The organism is Pedobacter soli (assembly GCF_900101435.1).
Classification (GTDB): domain Bacteria; phylum Bacteroidota; class Bacteroidia; order Sphingobacteriales; family Sphingobacteriaceae; genus Pedobacter; species Pedobacter soli.
The window spans coordinates 42,978-59,301 of sequence record NZ_FMZH01000021.1; the positions used below are offsets into that span (position 1 = coordinate 42,978).

17 protein-coding genes are annotated in these 16,324 nt (G+C 40.0%); 9 read left to right on the top strand and 8 right to left on the bottom strand.

Annotation, left to right across the window (positions count from 1 at the left end):
* Window positions 1-3: 3 nt before the first annotated feature.
* Window positions 4-510 carry a gluconokinase gene (locus tag BLR37_RS24430; protein WP_090773267.1) on the top strand — a complete coding sequence of 169 codons (507 nt, stop codon included), beginning with the start codon at window positions 4-6 and terminating at the stop codon, window positions 508-510.
* Here BLR37_RS24430 and BLR37_RS24435 read toward each other — a convergent pair.
* Window positions 500-1,762, bottom strand: a complete 1,263-nt coding sequence (locus tag BLR37_RS24435) for a 3-deoxy-D-manno-octulosonic acid transferase (RefSeq protein ID WP_341844588.1) — start codon at window positions 1,760-1,762, stop codon at window positions 500-502. The genes BLR37_RS24430 and BLR37_RS24435 overlap by 11 nt on opposite strands.
* Before the next feature lie 122 nt (window positions 1,763-1,884).
* Between BLR37_RS24435 and BLR37_RS24440 the strand changes: the two genes are divergently transcribed.
* The 5 genes from BLR37_RS24440 to BLR37_RS24460 are packed head-to-tail and all read left to right on the top strand — an operon-like array spanning window position 1,885 to window position 6,523.
* Window positions 1,885-3,195, top strand: a complete 1,311-nt coding sequence (locus BLR37_RS24440) for a UDP-glucose dehydrogenase family protein (protein WP_090773270.1) — start codon at window positions 1,885-1,887, stop codon at window positions 3,193-3,195.
* 1 nt (window position 3,196) lies between these two features.
* Window positions 3,197-4,186 (top strand): UDP-glucuronic acid decarboxylase family protein, encoded by a 990-nt coding sequence (locus BLR37_RS24445; protein WP_039480652.1) that lies wholly within the window; start codon window positions 3,197-3,199, stop codon window positions 4,184-4,186.
* 1 nt (window position 4,187) lies between these two features.
* The gene (gene galE / locus BLR37_RS24450; protein WP_090773271.1) at window positions 4,188-5,210 is read left to right on the top strand and encodes a UDP-glucose 4-epimerase GalE; all 1,023 of its coding nucleotides are present in this window, start codon (window positions 4,188-4,190) and stop codon (window positions 5,208-5,210) included.
* Entirely contained in the window at window positions 5,211-5,768 is a 558-nt protein-coding gene (locus tag BLR37_RS24455; protein WP_090773273.1) for a hypothetical protein, read from the top strand.
* 17 nt (window positions 5,769-5,785) lie between these two features.
* On the top strand, window positions 5,786-6,523 hold the full coding sequence (locus BLR37_RS24460) for a tyrosine-protein phosphatase (protein WP_090773275.1): 738 nt from the start codon (window positions 5,786-5,788) through the stop codon (window positions 6,521-6,523).
* 141 nt (window positions 6,524-6,664) lie between these two features.
* Here BLR37_RS24460 and BLR37_RS24465 read toward each other — a convergent pair whose 3' ends face one another.
* Both BLR37_RS24465 and BLR37_RS24470 read right to left on the bottom strand, forming a co-directional pair.
* Window positions 6,665-7,894, bottom strand: coding sequence for an ABC transporter permease (locus BLR37_RS24465; RefSeq protein ID WP_090773277.1), 1,230 nt, complete (start codon window positions 7,892-7,894; stop codon window positions 6,665-6,667).
* 156 nt (window positions 7,895-8,050) lie between these two features.
* Entirely contained in the window at window positions 8,051-8,404 is a 354-nt protein-coding gene (locus tag BLR37_RS24470) for a HesB/IscA family protein (protein WP_039480636.1), read from the bottom strand.
* 92 nt (window positions 8,405-8,496) lie between these two features.
* Between BLR37_RS24470 and BLR37_RS24475 the strand changes: the two genes are divergently transcribed.
* From BLR37_RS24475 to dnaA, 3 genes are all read left to right on the top strand, one after another.
* Entirely contained in the window at window positions 8,497-9,027 is a 531-nt protein-coding gene (locus BLR37_RS24475; RefSeq protein WP_090773279.1) for a DUF7935 family protein, read from the top strand.
* 352 nt (window positions 9,028-9,379) lie between these two features.
* A complete protein-coding gene (locus BLR37_RS24480) occupies window positions 9,380-10,927 on the top strand; it encodes an acyl-CoA mutase large subunit family protein (protein ID WP_090773282.1) in 1,548 nt (515 codons plus the stop codon).
* Window positions 10,928-11,436: 509 nt separating this feature from the next.
* On the top strand, window positions 11,437-12,867 hold the full coding sequence (dnaA, locus tag BLR37_RS24485) for a chromosomal replication initiator protein DnaA (protein ID WP_025145530.1): 1,431 nt from the start codon (window positions 11,437-11,439) through the stop codon (window positions 12,865-12,867).
* Window positions 12,868-12,977: 110 nt separating this feature from the next.
* Here the strand turns inward: dnaA and BLR37_RS24490 are convergent, their stop codons facing one another.
* The 5 genes from BLR37_RS24490 to BLR37_RS24510 form a co-directional block, all read right to left on the bottom strand.
* Complete coding sequence (locus BLR37_RS24490; RefSeq protein WP_090773296.1) at window positions 12,978-13,526, bottom strand: NUDIX hydrolase; 549 nt, start codon at window positions 13,524-13,526, stop codon at window positions 12,978-12,980.
* A gap of 33 nt (window positions 13,527-13,559) precedes the next feature.
* Window positions 13,560-13,949, bottom strand: a complete 390-nt coding sequence (locus BLR37_RS24495) for a hypothetical protein (protein WP_090773284.1) — start codon at window positions 13,947-13,949, stop codon at window positions 13,560-13,562.
* 99 nt (window positions 13,950-14,048) lie between these two features.
* Complete coding sequence (locus BLR37_RS24500; RefSeq protein WP_090773286.1) at window positions 14,049-14,837, bottom strand: TPM domain-containing protein; 789 nt, start codon at window positions 14,835-14,837, stop codon at window positions 14,049-14,051.
* Entirely contained in the window at window positions 14,837-15,280 is a 444-nt protein-coding gene (locus BLR37_RS24505) for a TPM domain-containing protein (protein WP_090773288.1), read from the bottom strand. Before BLR37_RS24505 ends, BLR37_RS24500 begins: the two co-directional genes overlap by 1 nt.
* A gap of 82 nt (window positions 15,281-15,362) precedes the next feature.
* The gene (locus BLR37_RS24510) at window positions 15,363-15,944 is read right to left on the bottom strand and encodes a LemA family protein (protein WP_039480897.1); all 582 of its coding nucleotides are present in this window, start codon (window positions 15,942-15,944) and stop codon (window positions 15,363-15,365) included.
* Between the last annotated feature and the right edge of the window lie 380 nt (window positions 15,945-16,324).

Sequence of the window (16,324 nt, forward strand, 5' to 3'; positions counted from 1 at the left end):
GAAATGGCAGGTTTTATCATTTTAATGGGCGTTTCGGGAAGTGGTAAAACCGTGGTAGGAAAAGCCCTTGCACCACGAATACAGGCCGAATTTATTGATGGCGATAACCTACATTCGCAACGCAATGTAGATAAAATGGCTGCTGGAATTCCTCTAACCGATGAAGATCGTTTAGATTGGCTTCAACTCATCGCTAAAGTTGGCCGTGAGCATGTAGCTCATGGCACCTCTTGTATTATTGCCTGCTCTGCTTTAAAAAAGGCGTATCGCGAATTGCTGCGGGTTGATAATCCGGCCATCAGCTTTGTTTATTTAAAGGGAAGTTTCGATTTAATCCACAACCGGATTATGAAGCGTTCGCATCAGTACATGCCGTCTAGCCTGTTGCAAAGCCAGTTCGATACGCTTGAAGAACCGCAAGCTGAGGAGCAGGATGTTTTGACTGTCTCAATCGATCAGTCAATAGATGCTATTGTAGCAGAAATAGCCCAGGCTAAGCTCATTTCGTAATTACCGAAATAATCTGATCGGTAGCCCCTTTTTTATCTGTCACATATTTTTTGGCTGCTTCAGCGGCATTTTTGTTATCTGCAAAACCATTAAAAGCATTAGTCAGTTCTGCTGCTGATGATATACTTTTCGCTGCTCCAATGGCAATCAGATCTTTAGCCTCCTGAAATTTATCGTATTTGGGCCCGAAAATTACAGGTAAACCAAAAGCGGCAGCTTCTAAGGTATTGTGTATACCGGCTCCAAAACCGCCACCAATATAAGCCACTTTTCCGTATTGATACAATGCCGAAAGCATACCGATGTTATCGATGATTAAGATTTGAGATTTGAGATCTGAGATTTGAGCATTGTTAGCTTCTAACTGCGCACTGAATACTGAAAACCGCAAACTGCCAACCGGAAACTGTTTTTCTATACTTTCGATATGGCTGGTGTGGATCTCGTGCGGGGCAACAATGAATTTCCAATCCGGGTATTTTGCGGGCAAAGCAGCCAGTAGCTTCTCGTCTTCGGGCCAGGTGCTGCCGCAAATTAAAGTGGGATGGCCAGCTATAAACTGCTCAATTAAAGGTAAATGTTTGGGTGTTTGTGCGTTTTCATAAACACGATCAAAACGGGTATCGCCACTAACGGCTACATTGTTTAAGCCATTTGATTTTAACAGTTTTTCGCTTTCTTGGTTCTGTACAAAAAAGTAAGTAACCGCTTTTAGTATATTGCGGTAAAAGCCTCCATACCATTTAAAGAATGCCTGATTCTCCCTGAAAATACCCGATATTACATATAAAGGGATACCGCGGTCTTTTAGCGCCTTAAAGTAAAAATGCCAGAATTCATATTTGGTAAAAATCGCCATCTCCGGATTAATACTTTCAATAAACCTGTCTGCATTCTTTTGAGTATCAATGGGCAGATAAAAAACATCAGCTAAAGCATAATTTTTTCTAATTTCATATCCGGAAGGTGAAAAAAAGGTAACCACGATTTTTTTAGCCGGGTAAAGTTTTTTTAATTTTTCTAAAACCGGCCGTCCCTGCTCAAATTCGCCTAAAGACGCAAAATGGAACCAAACGTGTTTTTCGTTTGGATTAATGCGCTGGGCAATTTGTGTGTAGACGTTTTTACGGCCGCTTATAAATTGTTTAGCCTTAGGATTAAATAGTGAAAAGATCCTTATTAGTAAAATGTAAACCCGAATTCCGATTATGTAAAGCAAAAGCATTAGTGTAATTTCATATCTTCGTGCCAAGATAAAAGTAATATATTTAAAAAGCTTAATAATATATGAAACCTTCGGGATTTAGCCTATAAATCAAGACAATTAGATAAGTCAGAATCGTTTCGTTACAGACAAAATAAATTATACTCTAGATGAAAATAGCCGTTATTGGTACAGGATACGTAGGTTTAGTTACCGGAACCTGTTTAGCAGAAACAGGAAATGATGTTATTTGTGTTGACATTAATGAAGCAAAAGTAAAACAAATGCAGGCTGGCGAAGTGCCTATTTACGAGCCAGGTTTAGATCTTTTGTTCCATAGAAATATTGAACAGGACAGATTAACTTTTACCACCAATCTTGCTGATGCCGTGAAAGATGCGCAGATTATTTTTATGGCTTTGCCAACTCCTCCGGGTGGCGATGGTGCTGCCGATCTTTCTTATATTTTAGGTGCTGCTAAAGATATTTCTAAACTGATTACCGATTATAAAGTAATCGTCAACAAATCAACCGTTCCTGTGGGGACTGCCGATAAAGTAAAGGCTGTTTTTGCCGAAAATACTTCGGTAGAGGTAGATGTGGTTTCGAACCCTGAGTTTTTAAGAGAAGGTGTAGCTGTTGACGACTTTATGAAACCAGACCGCGTGGTTTTGGGTACTAAAAGCGAAAAGGCTAAAAAACTAATGACCGAATTGTATGCCCCATACGTACGTCAGGGAAACCCGATTCTTTTTATGGATGAGCGTTCTTCTGAGCTGACTAAATATGCGGCAAATTCTTTCCTTGCTACCAAAATTACCTTCATGAACGAGATTGCAAACCTTTGCGAACTGGTTGGTGCTGATGTTGATGCAGTAAGACGTGGTATAGGTTCTGACGACCGTATCGGAAAACGTTTCCTTTTCCCGGGTGTGGGTTATGGTGGTTCATGTTTCCCGAAAGATGTACAGGCCCTGGTTAAATCATCCGATGATTATGCATACGACTTCCAGATTTTAAAATCGGTAATGGAGGTTAACGAAAGACAAAAAACAATCCTGGTTGATAAAGTATTAAAATATTATAAAGGCGATATTAAAGGCAAACACTTTGCACTTTGGGGTTTGGCTTTTAAACCAGAAACCGACGATATCCGCGAAGCGCCAGCTTTGTATATTATTGATGAGCTGGTTAAGAACGGTGCTACCGTTACCGTTTTTGATCCGGAAGCGATGACCAATGTTAAAAATATTCTGGGCGATAAAATTAAATACGCCAAAAACCAGTACGAAGCATTGGAAGGTGCTGAAGCACTGTTGATTGCAACAGAATGGTCGGTTTTCCGCAACCCCGATTTTGATAAAATTGAGAATATTTTGAAAAATAAAGTGGTTTTCGACGGTCGAAATTTGTATGATTTGCAAAAAATGATCGATCTTGGCTATTATTATAATAGCATAGGTAGAAAACTAATAGATTAAAATGGGTCGAAAAAGAATTTTGATTACAGGTGCAGCCGGATTTTTAGGTTCGCACCTTTGTGATCGCTTTGTGAAAGAGGGCTTTCATGTTATCGGAATGGATAACCTGATTACGGGCGATATGGCAAATATTGAGCATTTGTTTAAACTCGAAAATTTTGAGTTTTACAACCATGATGTTTCCAAGTTTGTGCATATTCCGGGGAAACTTCACTACATCTTACACTTTGCCTCACCGGCAAGTCCGATCGATTACCTTAAAATTCCAATCCAGACCCTTAAAGTTGGTTCATTAGGTACTCACAACCTGTTGGGATTGGCCAGAAATAAAAACGCGCGGATGCTTATTGCTTCAACTTCCGAAGTATATGGCGACCCGAATGTTAACCCACAGCCAGAAGAGTACTGGGGTAATGTAAATCCTGTTGGTCCCCGTGGTGTTTACGATGAAGCCAAACGTTTTCAGGAAGCCATAACTATGGCCTACCATACTTTTCATGGTGTAGAAACCCGCATTGTAAGGATCTTTAATACTTACGGTCCAAGAATGCGATTGAACGATGGTCGTGTTTTACCCGCTTTTATCGGGCAGGCGCTAAGGGGCGAAGATTTAACCATCTTTGGTGATGGCAGCCAAACCCGCTCTTTCTGTTATGTGGATGACCTGATTGAAGGGATTTACCGCTTACTGATGAGCGATTATGCGCAACCCGTAAACATTGGTAACCCCGATGAAATTACCATCAAGCAGTTTTGCGAAGAAATTATCAAACTAACCGGCACTTCGCAAAAAATTGTGTACAAGGAGCTTCCACAAGATGATCCGAAACAACGCAGACCCGATATTACCAAAGCGAAAGAGATATTGGGCTGGGAGCCGAAAGTTGGTCGTGCTGAGGGATTAAAAATTACCTACGAATACTTTAAGTCATTGCCTGCAGAGGCTTTGGCCAAAATTGATCATAAAGACTTTACCACATTTAACCGTTAAAATGGCAAAAATATTAGTTACCGGTGGAACAGGATACATCGGTTCGCACACAGCAGTAGAATTACACAATGCAGGTTATGAAGTTGTTATTGTTGATAACCTCTCTAACTCGAACATTAAAATTTTAACCCAGCTTCATGCTATTACCGGCAAATGGTTCGATTTCCATGAAATTGACCTACAGGATGATAAAGCTGTACAGGAATTCGCTGAAAAAAATACCGACATTGATGGAATTATCCACTTTGCGGCTTCAAAAGCAGTTGGCGAATCGGTAGAACAACCTTTAAAATACTATAGAAATAATTTTTACGGATTAATTAACCTGTTAACCTCATTCAACAGAAAAATTAATTTCGTATTCTCTTCTTCATGTACTGTTTACGGTCAGCCAGAAAGCTTACCAGTAACTGAAGCTGCGCCGGTACAAAAGGCAGAATCGCCTTATGGTAACACCAAACAAATTGCCGAAGAAATTTTAGCCGAAACAGCAGCAGTAACGCCTGATTTAAATGTTATCGCTTTGCGTTATTTTAACCCGGTTGGTGCACACGAAACGGCTTTAATTGGCGAATTGCCAAATGGCGTTCCGGCAAACCTGGTTCCATTTATTACACAGTCTGCTATTGGTAAACGCGGCCCGATTACCGTTTATGGCAATGATTACGATACACCGGATGGTTCAGCTATCCGCGATTATATCCATGTGGTTGACTTGGCTAAAGCACACGTTGCAGCCATTAAACTTTTAGAAACCGGAAACCCAAATGGCAATTACGATGTTTTCAATATTGGTACCGGTAAAGGTTCGTCAGTTTTAGAAATCATTGCTGCTTTTGAAAAAGTAAATAACGAAAAGCTGGATTATAAAATTGGCCCGAGAAGAGCAGGAGATATTGTTCAGATTTATGGCGATGTACAGAAATCGAATAAACAACTGGGCTGGAAAGCCAGCTTGGATATCAACGAAATGATGCGCTCGGCATGGGAGTGGGAAAAATACATTAAGGCTAACCCTTTTTAAATGAAGTTATCGGAGCACAAAGATCTTAAAGAAGCAATTACCAGCTTACCTGTTAAAGAAAAAGACAAGCTACTGCTGCGTTTAATTGCTAAGGATAAAGTGCTTACCGAACACCTTCATTATAAATTGTTGGAGGATGAAACGGATTTAAACGACCGTAAAGAGAAGATTAAGGCCGATGTAGAGGAGCAGATTTCGGAATTACACAAGCTGAATGCAAAGGAAGCTTTGGTAAAAGTCCGGAAGATGATCACCATGGTTAATCATTTTTATAAGGTTACAAAAGATCCGTTAGGAGAGGTGGAACTGAAAGTGTTCATTCTCAATGCCATTCCTTTCGACTACAGGAAATCAATTTTTGGTTACCGCGATTTTATGATATTATTTACAACATTTTATCTGAAAACAACCGCGGTAACCTTAAATAAATTTAAAAAACTTCACGAAGACCATCAATTTGACCTGAGCGAAGATTTTAATCATTTGCTCCATAAAATCTATTCCTCTAAATTTGCAGCTGCAGCCGAAGCCAGTAATCTGCCGAAGGAAATAAGTTAAAATGATGATCGACCATTATGTTCGGATTATTTAAAAAGAAAAAAATAGTACCCGAATTTAATTTCTCCAGTGTTGGAACAGATATGCATTCGCACATCATCCCGGGTATTGATGATGGCGCACAAACAATAAAAGATTCTTTATTGCTGGCTAAAAAATTTAAAGCCCTGGGCTACCATAAGCTGATTGCCACCCCGCACATCATGGCCGATTATTACCGCAATACACCCGATAGCATTAATCGCGGACTTGATGTATTGAGAAACGGGCTAAAAGAAGCTGAAATAGAACTCGAGGTCGATGCAGCTGCAGAATATTATCTGGATGAAACCCTTGAGAAAAAGATCAGGCAGAAAGAGGTGTTAACTTTTGGATCCAATTACCTCCTTTTTGAGCTTTCTTATATCAATGCACCTCAAAACCTGCTCGATTTTATCAAAATGATGCAGGATGCGGGTTATAAACCTGTTCTAGCACACCCTGAAAGATATCCGTATTATCACCATGCTTTCGAAAATTACCAGCAGATCAGGGAAACAGGCTGTCTTTTGCAACTCAATACGATTGCCTTAACAGGCTATTATGGTAACGGCGCAAAAAAAGTAGCCGAGGAAATGGTCGAAAATCACCTGATCGACTTTATCGGTAGCGATATGCACCATTTAAAGCATGCCGCTGCGTTAGAAGATAGCTTAAGTACACCTTTAATCGAAAACTTGTTGAGTCAGCACCAGCTGGGGAATGCCTTGCTTTAGAATTGTTTATCTGTTTGAATCGGTTAAGTGGTTAACTGCTCAAATAGCCTAATCTTACTACTCTAATATTTTAATTAATAAGTAAGCTTAGCTTTCTAAAAGCCTGCAATTAACCAGTTCAAACAATTAACCGGTTAACCTTTATTCGTATCTCAATGCCTCTACCGGATCTAATTTTGAGGCTTTTTTAGCTGGATAATATCCCGAAAGAATACCAACAAAAACACACAGTACAAAACCGCCTATAATAAACAGCCAGGGAATTAGAAATGCTCCGCCCATGGCCAGCGATATAATGTTTCCAAGTACAATGCCTAAAAATATGCCAAGTACACCACCCATAAGGCAAATTACAACGGCTTCAATTAAAAACTGGCGACGTATAACCTGCGGGTTGGCACCAATTGCTTTACGGATCCCGATTTCGCGGGTACGTTCGGTTACCGAAACCAGCATAATATTCATTAAACCGATGGAAGCGCCTATTAATGTAATAATACCAATGGCTACCCCTCCAATGGCCACAAATGCTAGGTTCTCGAACAGGGTTTGCGCAATGGCATCGCTCTTGGTAATTTCGAAGTTATTGGTCTCGTTTACTTTTACCTTACGGATATTTCTGAATAATGCGGTAGATTCTCCGATAATCGTTTCCTGCATTTCATTGCTGGGCACCATTACAGTAATGGTGTAAGATGGATTGGCGTTTGCATTGATCTGTTTCGCCTTTAACAAAGGAACATAAACAGCCCTGTCGCCGCTAAAGCCCATACTCGAACCTTTTTTAGCCAAAATCCCCACAATTTTAAAGCGGTTGTTACCTACATTAATCAGTTGATCAAGCGGATCTGCATCTTTGAATAGTTTTTCTACCACCTCGCCACCAACAATACAAACATTACTGCCCAGTTGAATTTCAGAAACGCTAAAATTCCTGCCCTGCGATAGGTTTAAGCCTTGGGAGGCCAACCCATTTTCGTCTATACCCTGCACATTAATATTCGGGTTGGTTTTTAAACTGCCGTACTTTACAGTAGAACCACCGCTGGCAAATACACTAACCGCTACTTTGGCCGGCGTATTTAAACTATCTTTAAATTTAATGGCATCTTCGTAACGGATGGCTTTAAAAGGTTTTGGCCTTTTACCATTACCAATTCTGATACCTGTACCACGGTTACGGATGGTGAATGAATTAGCCCCCATGCTGCTAAAGGCATCGGTCATACTTTTCTTTACAGCATCAAGTGTGGTTAAAATCCCAACCAAAGCCATTAAACCTATGGCAATAATTAAGGCGGTAAGCATGGTACGCAAACGGTTACCTTTAATAGATTCTAATGCCAGTCTGATGTTTTCTCTGTAATTCATTTATTGTAAGTACCAAGTATAGTATTGAGTATCAAGTATGAAGATGGGATTAGCCTTGTACCCTACACCTTTGTCTTAAACCTTTATGTGTAAAAATAAAAAAAGTCCCGATGTTTAGACAAGGGGACTACACGATATGTTACAATAATATTTTATTTATGCCGAGAAACTCGTACCACAGCCGCAGGTGCTGGTAGCATTCGGGTTAATGAAGGTAAAACCGCGTGAGTTTAAGCCATCTTGCCAATCGATCATCATACCCATTAAGTACATTTGATGTGCTTTGTTCATGAAAACTTTAATGCCATCGATCAAAAACTCCTGATCGCCATCTTTTTTCTGGTCAAAACCCAGCACGTAGTTCATGCCAGCGCAACCGCCACCTTCAACACCAACGCGTAAGCCGTAATCTTCGCCAATTTCCTGCTGATCTCTTAATTTATATAACTCTTTGGCTGCTCCTTCCGAAAAAGTAACTGGTGCAAATGATGTATCAACTGTTGTGCTCATGTTATTTAAATTTTATCTGTCACAAATATAAATAATAATGCACATTTTTGCTTTTAACGGTCAGCTAATATTACCGTATATAAACAATACTTATGAATACCCAACAGATTTTAATTGATGTAGTGATCTTATTCGCAGGCGTTTTCGGTGCGCTAATGGCTGTTTATTATATTTTAAAGGGCGATATCCAACGTTTCTTTAATTTAAAAACCATTGAACTGAATAAAGAAACCAGGGCGCATATTTTACCGTTAAGATTACAGGCACACGAGCGGTTAATCATCTTTGTTGACCGCATTAACCCGGCTAACCTGTTGGTGCGCCTCCATCAGCAAGGTATTGATTTAGCTACTTTACAGGCTGGTGTTTTAAGTGAAGTACGTGCAGAATACCAGCACAACATTACCCAACAATTGTATGTAGATCCGGTAACCTGGAGTGTGGTGCGTAAATTGAAAGATGATACTATCGGCATGATTAATAATGCTGTTCAGGGTTTGCCTAACGGATCGAACGGAATTGAACTGAGCAAAGCTATTTTGCAGCACATGGCTACTATTGATGAAAATCCTTACGATTTAACATTAGAGTTGATTAAGAAAGATATTGCCCGGTTGTTTTAAGCATCACGCAGTTTCCAATGGGCAGTTTGCAGTCACCAATGACCAATGAACTACTGAACATGTTTGGAGTTGGGGGCTTGGAGTTTGGAGGCAATTACCGATAATACAGTATGCAGTTTAAAGTCGGCAGTTTGCTTTACCAATGCACGAATGACTAATGAACTTGTTATTTTATGTAATTTGAAGTTGAGTGCTTGGCATCAGTTAACCAATTAACCAGTTTGAACAGTTAACCGTTATACAGTTTGGAGTTGAGCGTTTGCAGTTTGGACGCGATTACCGATAATAGAGTATGCAGTTTAAAGTTGGCAGTTTGCCTCACCCATGAACCAATGACCAATAAACCAAACATATGAGCACGAAGAAACACACCACTACATCAGGTATTGAAATAAAAGGGCTGTATACTTCGGCAAGGCCAATGGAAGAACAGCCCGGACAATACCCATTCACCCGGGGAATACAAAAAGATATGTATCGCGGTCGTTTGTGGACGATGCGGCAGTATGCCGGTTTTTCTACTGCAGAAGAATCAAACAAGCGTTATCATTATTTACTGGCTCAGGGAACTACAGGCTTGTCGGTTGCATTCGATTTGCCTACACAGATAGGTTATGATTCTGATCATGAAATGGCAGATGGCGAAGTTGGGAAAGTAGGGGTGGCTATTGATTCGCTTCAGGATATCGAAATTTTGTTTGATGGCATTAAGCTGCAAGAAATCACCACGTCGATGACCATTAATGCAACGGCATCTATTCTATTGGCCATGTACATTGCGCTGGCTAAAAAGCAGGGAGCAGATTTAAAGCAAATTTCGGGGACCATACAGAACGATATTTTAAAAGAGTATGCTGCCAGAGGTACTTATATCTATCCACCCAAGCAATCGATGCGTTTAATAACCGATATTTTTGAGTTTTGCAGTAAAGAGGTGCCAAAGTGGAATACCATTTCTATATCGGGTTACCATATTCGTGAGGCGGGCTCGACAGCGGTGCAGGAACTTGCTTTTACGCTCGCTAACGGCAGAACCTATTTAAAAGCAGCTTTAAACAAAGGTTTAGACATTAACGTTTTTGCCAAAAGGTTATCTTTCTTTTTTAACTGCCACAATAACTTTTTCGAAGAAATTGCAAAATTCAGGGCTGCGCGGCGCATGTGGGCTAAAATTACCAAAGATTTGGGCGCTACTGATGAAAAAGCCCAGATGCTCAGGTTTCATACCCAAACCGGTGGTTCGACCTTAACGGCACAACAGCCGCTAAATAACGTAATCAGGGTGAGCAATCAGGCTATGGCCGCAGTTTTAGGTGGTACACAATCACTGCATACCAATGGTTACGATGAGGCGCTTTCACTTCCAACCGAATCAGCAGCTAAAATTGCCCTGCGTACCCAGCAGATTATTGCCTTTGAAAGCGGGGTTACTGATACCGTTGATCCACTGGCAGGTTCGTTCTTTGTAGAAAATTTAACTGATGAAGTTGAAGCAGCAGCCTGGGTATATATCGATCGGATCGATGCTATGGGTGGCTCGGTGAACGCGATTGAAAGCGATTACATGCAAAATGAAATTGCTGCTGCAGCTTACCAATATCAAAAGGAGATTGAAAGCGGCGAACGGATTTCGGTAGGGGTGAATAAATTTACGCAGGAAGAAGAAGGGTTAACCGAGGTTTTTAATATCGACGATTCTATTCGTAAGCTCCAAGCAGAAAAACTGGAACATTTAAGAATAATGCGCGATCAGGCAGCGGTAGATGAATCATTACGTTTATTAAAAGAAGCGGCACAGGGCGACACCAATTTAATGCCTTTGATTATTGATGCTGTTGAAAAGTATGCAACGCTCGGAGAGATTGCTGATGTGCTGCGCGACGTCTTTGGAGTTTATTAAAATCATGTTTAGTGATGTTAATAATCAGCTGATCTGAAGGATGATGAGCGGCTGCATACCTCATTCAAAATGACCAGTTCGCTGTCGGATAATAGCTACAAAAAAAGTATTACAGGTTTTAATTGGCAGATAGCCTGAAGTGTGTATTTAAACGACATATTATTTATACTTTGTAGCACTTTGATTATCAGTGTTTTCGTGTATTGATTAGCATAATATTGACAAATGATGCCTAAAATGGCTTGGAATTTGCTTTTTAAGGATGATTTGAAATTAACCGGAGACAAACGCGTTAAATAATTGTAAATGTGGATAACCAGTGTTAATAAATAGTTATTAACATAAAAAATTGAGGTTAAGCAACCTACTTTATTCCTTATCAGAGGGTTACGATTTATTTGAAATTTTTGTTTAAAATGTTGATAATTTTCTCAATATTCGTAGTCCCGAAACGGACCATCCCTTTATATCGAATCGGAACTGAAAACCAATAAATTACAGAAATCGCAATGGAAAAAACTTGTACAGAAGTATGGAAGAACTGTCTCCAAATTATTAAGGATAACATCCCGAACCAAAGTTTCAAAACCTGGTTCGAGCCAATAACTGCCCTTAAATTGGAAGGTAAGGTTCTAACTATACAGGTGCCAAGTTTATTCTTTTACGAATGGCTTGAAGAGCACTATGTAGGCTTGCTACGCAAGACGGTAAAAAAACAACTTGGAGAGGATGGCAGGTTGGAATATAATATCGTTGTAGATAAATCATCAAACAGCGGTAATCCTTATACTACCAATATGCCCTCAAATGGAAATGGCGCGGAGGCAAAGGTACAATCGATGCCGATTCCGGTTTCCATTAATAAGGATATTAAAAATCCGTTTATTATCCCTGGATTAAAGAAATTAAATGTTGATCCACAATTAAACTCAAACTACACTTTCGAAAATTACATTGAGGGAGATTGTAACCGTTTGGCACGCTCGGCAGGTTACGCTGTTGCTGCAAAACCAGGAGGTACATCTTTTAACCCTTTAATGATTTACGGTGGGGTAGGTTTGGGTAAAACCCACCTGGCACAGGCCATCGGAAACGAGATTAAACGCAGCATGCCAGATAAACTGGTAATTTATGTAAGCTGCGAGAAATTTTGCCAGCAGTTTGTTGATTCATTAAAGAACAACACCATTAACGATTTCGTTAACTTTTATCAGGCTATGGATGTAATCATCATGGATGATGTGCACAATTTTGCCGGAAAAGAAAAAACGCAGGATATTTTCTTCCACATCTTTAACCACTTACATCAATCTGGTAAACAGGTAATCTTGACGTCTGATAAAGCACCAAAAGATTTAGCGGGTTTAGAAGAGCGTTTGTTAAGCCGTTTTAAATGGGGCTTATCTGCCGATCTGCAAATTCCGGATCTTGAAACGCGTATTGCCATCTTAAGAAAGAAAATGTATGCCGATGGTATTGAGTTACCAGGTGAGGTGGTAGAGTATGTAGCGCACAACATTGATAACAACGTGCGTGAGCTGGAAGGTGCTATGGTATCATTGCTGGCACAAGCTACTTTGAACAAAAAAGAAATCGATTTAGCATTAGCCAAACAAATGCTGAAGAACTTCATCAAAAATACTTCGAAAGAAATTTCAATGGAGTACATCCAGAAACTGGTTTGCGAGTATTTTGAAGTTCCGGTTGATATGGTTAAATCACAAACCCGTAAACGCGAGATTGTTCAGGCACGTCAGATTTCGATGTACCTTTCTAAGAGCCATACCAAATCATCACTAAAAACAATTGGTGCTTTCTTTGGTGGCCGCGATCACAGTACCGTAATTTATGCTTGCCAAACAGTAGAAGATCTGATCGATACCGATAAAAAGTTTAAAGCTTACGTACACGATATCCAGAAAAAATTGAAAATGAGCTAAGCTTTTACAGGCTTATTGTTCAATAAAAAAGCAGCCAGATGTTCAAAATCTGGCTGCTTTTTTTAACTGTAAAATCTGAGATAGGAATAAGGGGCCTGTCTCAGATTTTATTAACCTTTGGCTATTTCTTCGAGCCCGTAAAATAAAGCCGCAACATGTAAAGCCTGGGCAATCTTATTTTCTCTAATCAACTGTTTTACTTCGTCAACAGTATATTCTTCTACATTTAAAATTTCATGTTCATCTAAGTGTTGTTCATGTGTTTTAACACCACCTGTCAGGAGATAGGTAAAAGTGATGTTATTTGCTGTAGCTGGGTTAGGATAAAGTTCAGCAATTAATTTACAGGTTTTAAAGCTGTATCCGGTCTCTTCCAAAAGCTCGCGTTTAATGGCAAACTCTGGCGCTTCGTCACCGTCAATTACACCACCCGGTACTTCTAGCGAAACAATATCGGCCGCATGACGATACTGGCGTACCATAATGATTTTTCCTGCTTCGGTTAAGGCAATAGCATTAACCCAGTTGGGGTATTCTAAAACGTAGTAATCGTCTTTAATTAGACCATCAGGTAGTTTAACTTCATCTACCCTTAAAGTAGCCCACTTTTCCCTTACTAAATATTTAGAGGCAATTTTCTGCCACTTTTCTATAATCATCTGTTTCATTATTGATTTTTATACGCCACACGCTTAGCGCAAGTATTGTTGTATCGTTTTCTGCCGGTGCAGGTTAACCAAATGTACAATCTTATGCCGGTCTGATAAAAACTGATACACAAAATTTAATTTAGGCGCGATAATTAAATTCCTTTCTGCGCTAATTCCCAACTCGTAATAAAGAAATTCGCTAAGCGAATCGAGCTTTTCAGGAGCAAGATCACTTTCGTTAAGCCACTTTTCAAAAGCGGCCAAATCAGCTCCTTTCAAAAGGTTTACCGGCAAGGCGAAACTTTTCTCCATACTTTCGTTGAACAGCGACTGGGCTTCTTTAAATTTACCCTCCAGTTTTAAGCCCATAATGCGGGCCAGCACTTCTGCCAGTTTTTGTATTTCTGCTGTAATTAAATCTTTTCTGTACATGGTGTTGTAAAGTTAAAAGCTGTTGTAAGGTTGGAAAGTTCAGGTTTATTGACAACCAACTATTGACTAATGAACCAATGAACAATTAAACTGATGGTGCTACCAGCTTCCGCTTGAGCCACCACCACCAAAGCTTCCGCCTCCAAATCCGCCGAAGCCTCCGCCACCTCCCGAAGAGCCGCCGCCCCAGCCGCTATTACCACCCCAGCCGCCGCGACCACCACCGCCGCTGCCAAAAAGCATGGCCCAGAATAAGGCATTAGAAGCACCACGACCTCCAATTACTTCGCTACCACCGCCACCGCCTCTTCTCATGATAATCAGAATTACGATAATGATAATAATTACGATAACGATGCTGCCACCGCCACCACCACTTTTCCTGTTCGCAACTTTTGGGTTATCGTTTTTGTATTCTCCTTTGGTATATTGAATAATAGAAGTAGTTGCTGCATCCAATCCGGCATAATAATTTCCGGCCCTGAACTCTGGCTTAATGTCGTTATCGATAATCCGTTTGGCATAAACATCGGGCAGGGCACCTTCAACACCATAGCCGGTTTGAATAGAGATTTTCCTGTCGCCAACAGCCACAACAATCATAATACCGTTGTTTTTGCCACTTTGGCCAACACCCCATTTCCTGCCCAGGTTTACGGCATATTCGTTAATGTCATAATCGCCAACAGATTTTAATATCGCGATGGCAATCTGTGTAGATGAAGAATCATCGAAAGCTACCAGCTTATTTTCAAGGGCCTGCTTTTGTTCGGCAGATAAAACACCCGAGTAATCGTTAACCAGGGTATTGGGTTTTTCGGGATAATCCTGCGCAAAAGCAAAGTTGAACAATAAAGCCAGTAACGATAAAAGAAATATTTTTTTCATTACTTATTTTCTTGACGATCCATAAAAACAATATCGTTAGGCAATTCATTAATATCGCCTTTTTGCGGTGGGAAAAACAAAGCTAGTTTTTCTCCGGCCAAAGTTACACCGGCAATAATACCATCGGCTAAATCACCTTTGGCAAAATGGGCCGTCATGGCAATTTTGGTGGTTTCCCAAAAATCATCAGGTACCAGCTGGTTAATCCCTACATCGCCAATAATGGCAAATTTATGGTCAACGTGTGCCAGATAAATCAGTACGCCATTCCTTCTGGCTGTTTTATCCATATCCAGTTTAACAAAGTATTCGATGGCTTTTTCGTAAGGATCAGCCTCGCAACGTTTATCAATAGCAATCCTGATCTCGCCCGATGTAGCTTTTTCTGCATCGGCAATCGCATTGGCTATTTTTTCCTGTTCAATATCCGAAAATAACGACATGTGCTTAATTTATGGTGAAGTAAAAAGGGTAGTAAATGTTCAGATAAACATTTACTACCCTTAAATGTTATGGTTAAAAAGATTAAAACTCTACTTTAGGTGCGTCTTTGGCAGTTGCATCAGCTTCGAAATAACCTTTTGGCTTAAAGCCGAACATACCGGCGGTTAAGTTAGTAGGGAAAGATCTGATTTTGCCATTGTACTCCTGTACTGCATCATTAAAATCTTTACGGGCAACAGTAATCCTGTTTTCTGTACTTTCCAGTTGTGCAGATAAATCGCTAAACTGTTGGGTAGCCCTTAACTCAGGATAATTTTCGGTAATCGACAATAATTTACCCAAAGCCTGGCTCAGCTGACCTTGTGCAGCCTGATATTTTTGAATGTTTTCTGGCGTTAATTCATCAGCCTTAACGGTCATTTGGGTAGCTTTAGCACGTGCTTCAGTTACCGCTGTTAAAGTTCCCTGCTCAAATTTGGCAGCACCTTTTACCGTAGCCACCAGGTTCGGAATTAAATCTGCTCTCCGTTGATACTGGGTTTGAACCGTTCCCCATTTCGATTTTACGTTCTCATCGAGTTTAACCATGCTGTTATACCCGCAAGAGCTTAAAGTGCTTACTGCAATTACTGCAGCTAAAATCCCAAATATTAATCTTTTCATTTTTATGGTTTTTGTGTTTTATTTCAATTGATTTTGCTCAATTTACGAATTAGATATCAAATTGCATGCCTTTGTTACAGTTTACATTTTTATCTGTCCCTTAGGTTTGTTATAATCAAAAAAGTTTGAGATTTGTACAGAAAACCTTAACGGCAGTGCTGAACTATTACTCTGTCTAGATTAAATATCTAAAACCTGTATCAGAGCACTGCCGTTTGTTGAACAAGAACCATATAGAATTTTAGTCTTCGCCGGACTGTTAAGGGATTTAGTTTCATTCAACATCAAGGTTATTTATTCCACTTAACAACCCAAAGTTATGAATTACAGATTATTTGCAGGCATTGATGTTTCAAAACTGAAAATAGATGTTGTGTTTT

Coding starts and splice junctions, on each gene's coding strand:
- BLR37_RS24510 (WP_039480897.1), bottom strand. CDS start 15,944: ATGAAAAGATTAATATTTGGGATTTTAGCTGCAGTAATTGCAGTAAGC.
- BLR37_RS24470 (WP_039480636.1), bottom strand. CDS start 8,404: ATGAGCACAACAGTTGATACATCATTTGCACCAGTTACTTTTTCGGAA.
- BLR37_RS24490 (WP_090773296.1), bottom strand. CDS start 13,526: ATGATTATAGAAAAGTGGCAGAAAATTGCCTCTAAATATTTAGTAAGG.
- BLR37_RS24430 (WP_090773267.1), top strand. CDS start 4: ATGGCAGGTTTTATCATTTTAATGGGCGTTTCGGGAAGTGGTAAAACC.
- BLR37_RS24465 (WP_090773277.1), bottom strand. CDS start 7,894: ATGAATTACAGAGAAAACATCAGACTGGCATTAGAATCTATTAAAGGT.
- dnaA (WP_025145530.1), top strand. CDS start 11,437: ATGGAAAAAACTTGTACAGAAGTATGGAAGAACTGTCTCCAAATTATT.
- BLR37_RS24455 (WP_090773273.1), top strand. CDS start 5,211: ATGAAGTTATCGGAGCACAAAGATCTTAAAGAAGCAATTACCAGCTTA.
- BLR37_RS24445 (WP_039480652.1), top strand. CDS start 3,197: ATGGGTCGAAAAAGAATTTTGATTACAGGTGCAGCCGGATTTTTAGGT.
- BLR37_RS24440 (WP_090773270.1), top strand. CDS start 1,885: ATGAAAATAGCCGTTATTGGTACAGGATACGTAGGTTTAGTTACCGGA.
- BLR37_RS24480 (WP_090773282.1), top strand. CDS start 9,380: ATGAGCACGAAGAAACACACCACTACATCAGGTATTGAAATAAAAGGG.
- galE (WP_090773271.1), top strand. CDS start 4,188: ATGGCAAAAATATTAGTTACCGGTGGAACAGGATACATCGGTTCGCAC.
- BLR37_RS24500 (WP_090773286.1), bottom strand. CDS start 14,837: ATGAAAAAAATATTTCTTTTATCGTTACTGGCTTTATTGTTCAACTTT.
- BLR37_RS24460 (WP_090773275.1), top strand. CDS start 5,786: ATGTTCGGATTATTTAAAAAGAAAAAAATAGTACCCGAATTTAATTTC.
- BLR37_RS24505 (WP_090773288.1), bottom strand. CDS start 15,280: ATGTCGTTATTTTCGGATATTGAACAGGAAAAAATAGCCAATGCGATT.
- BLR37_RS24475 (WP_090773279.1), top strand. CDS start 8,497: ATGAATACCCAACAGATTTTAATTGATGTAGTGATCTTATTCGCAGGC.
- BLR37_RS24495 (WP_090773284.1), bottom strand. CDS start 13,949: ATGTACAGAAAAGATTTAATTACAGCAGAAATACAAAAACTGGCAGAA.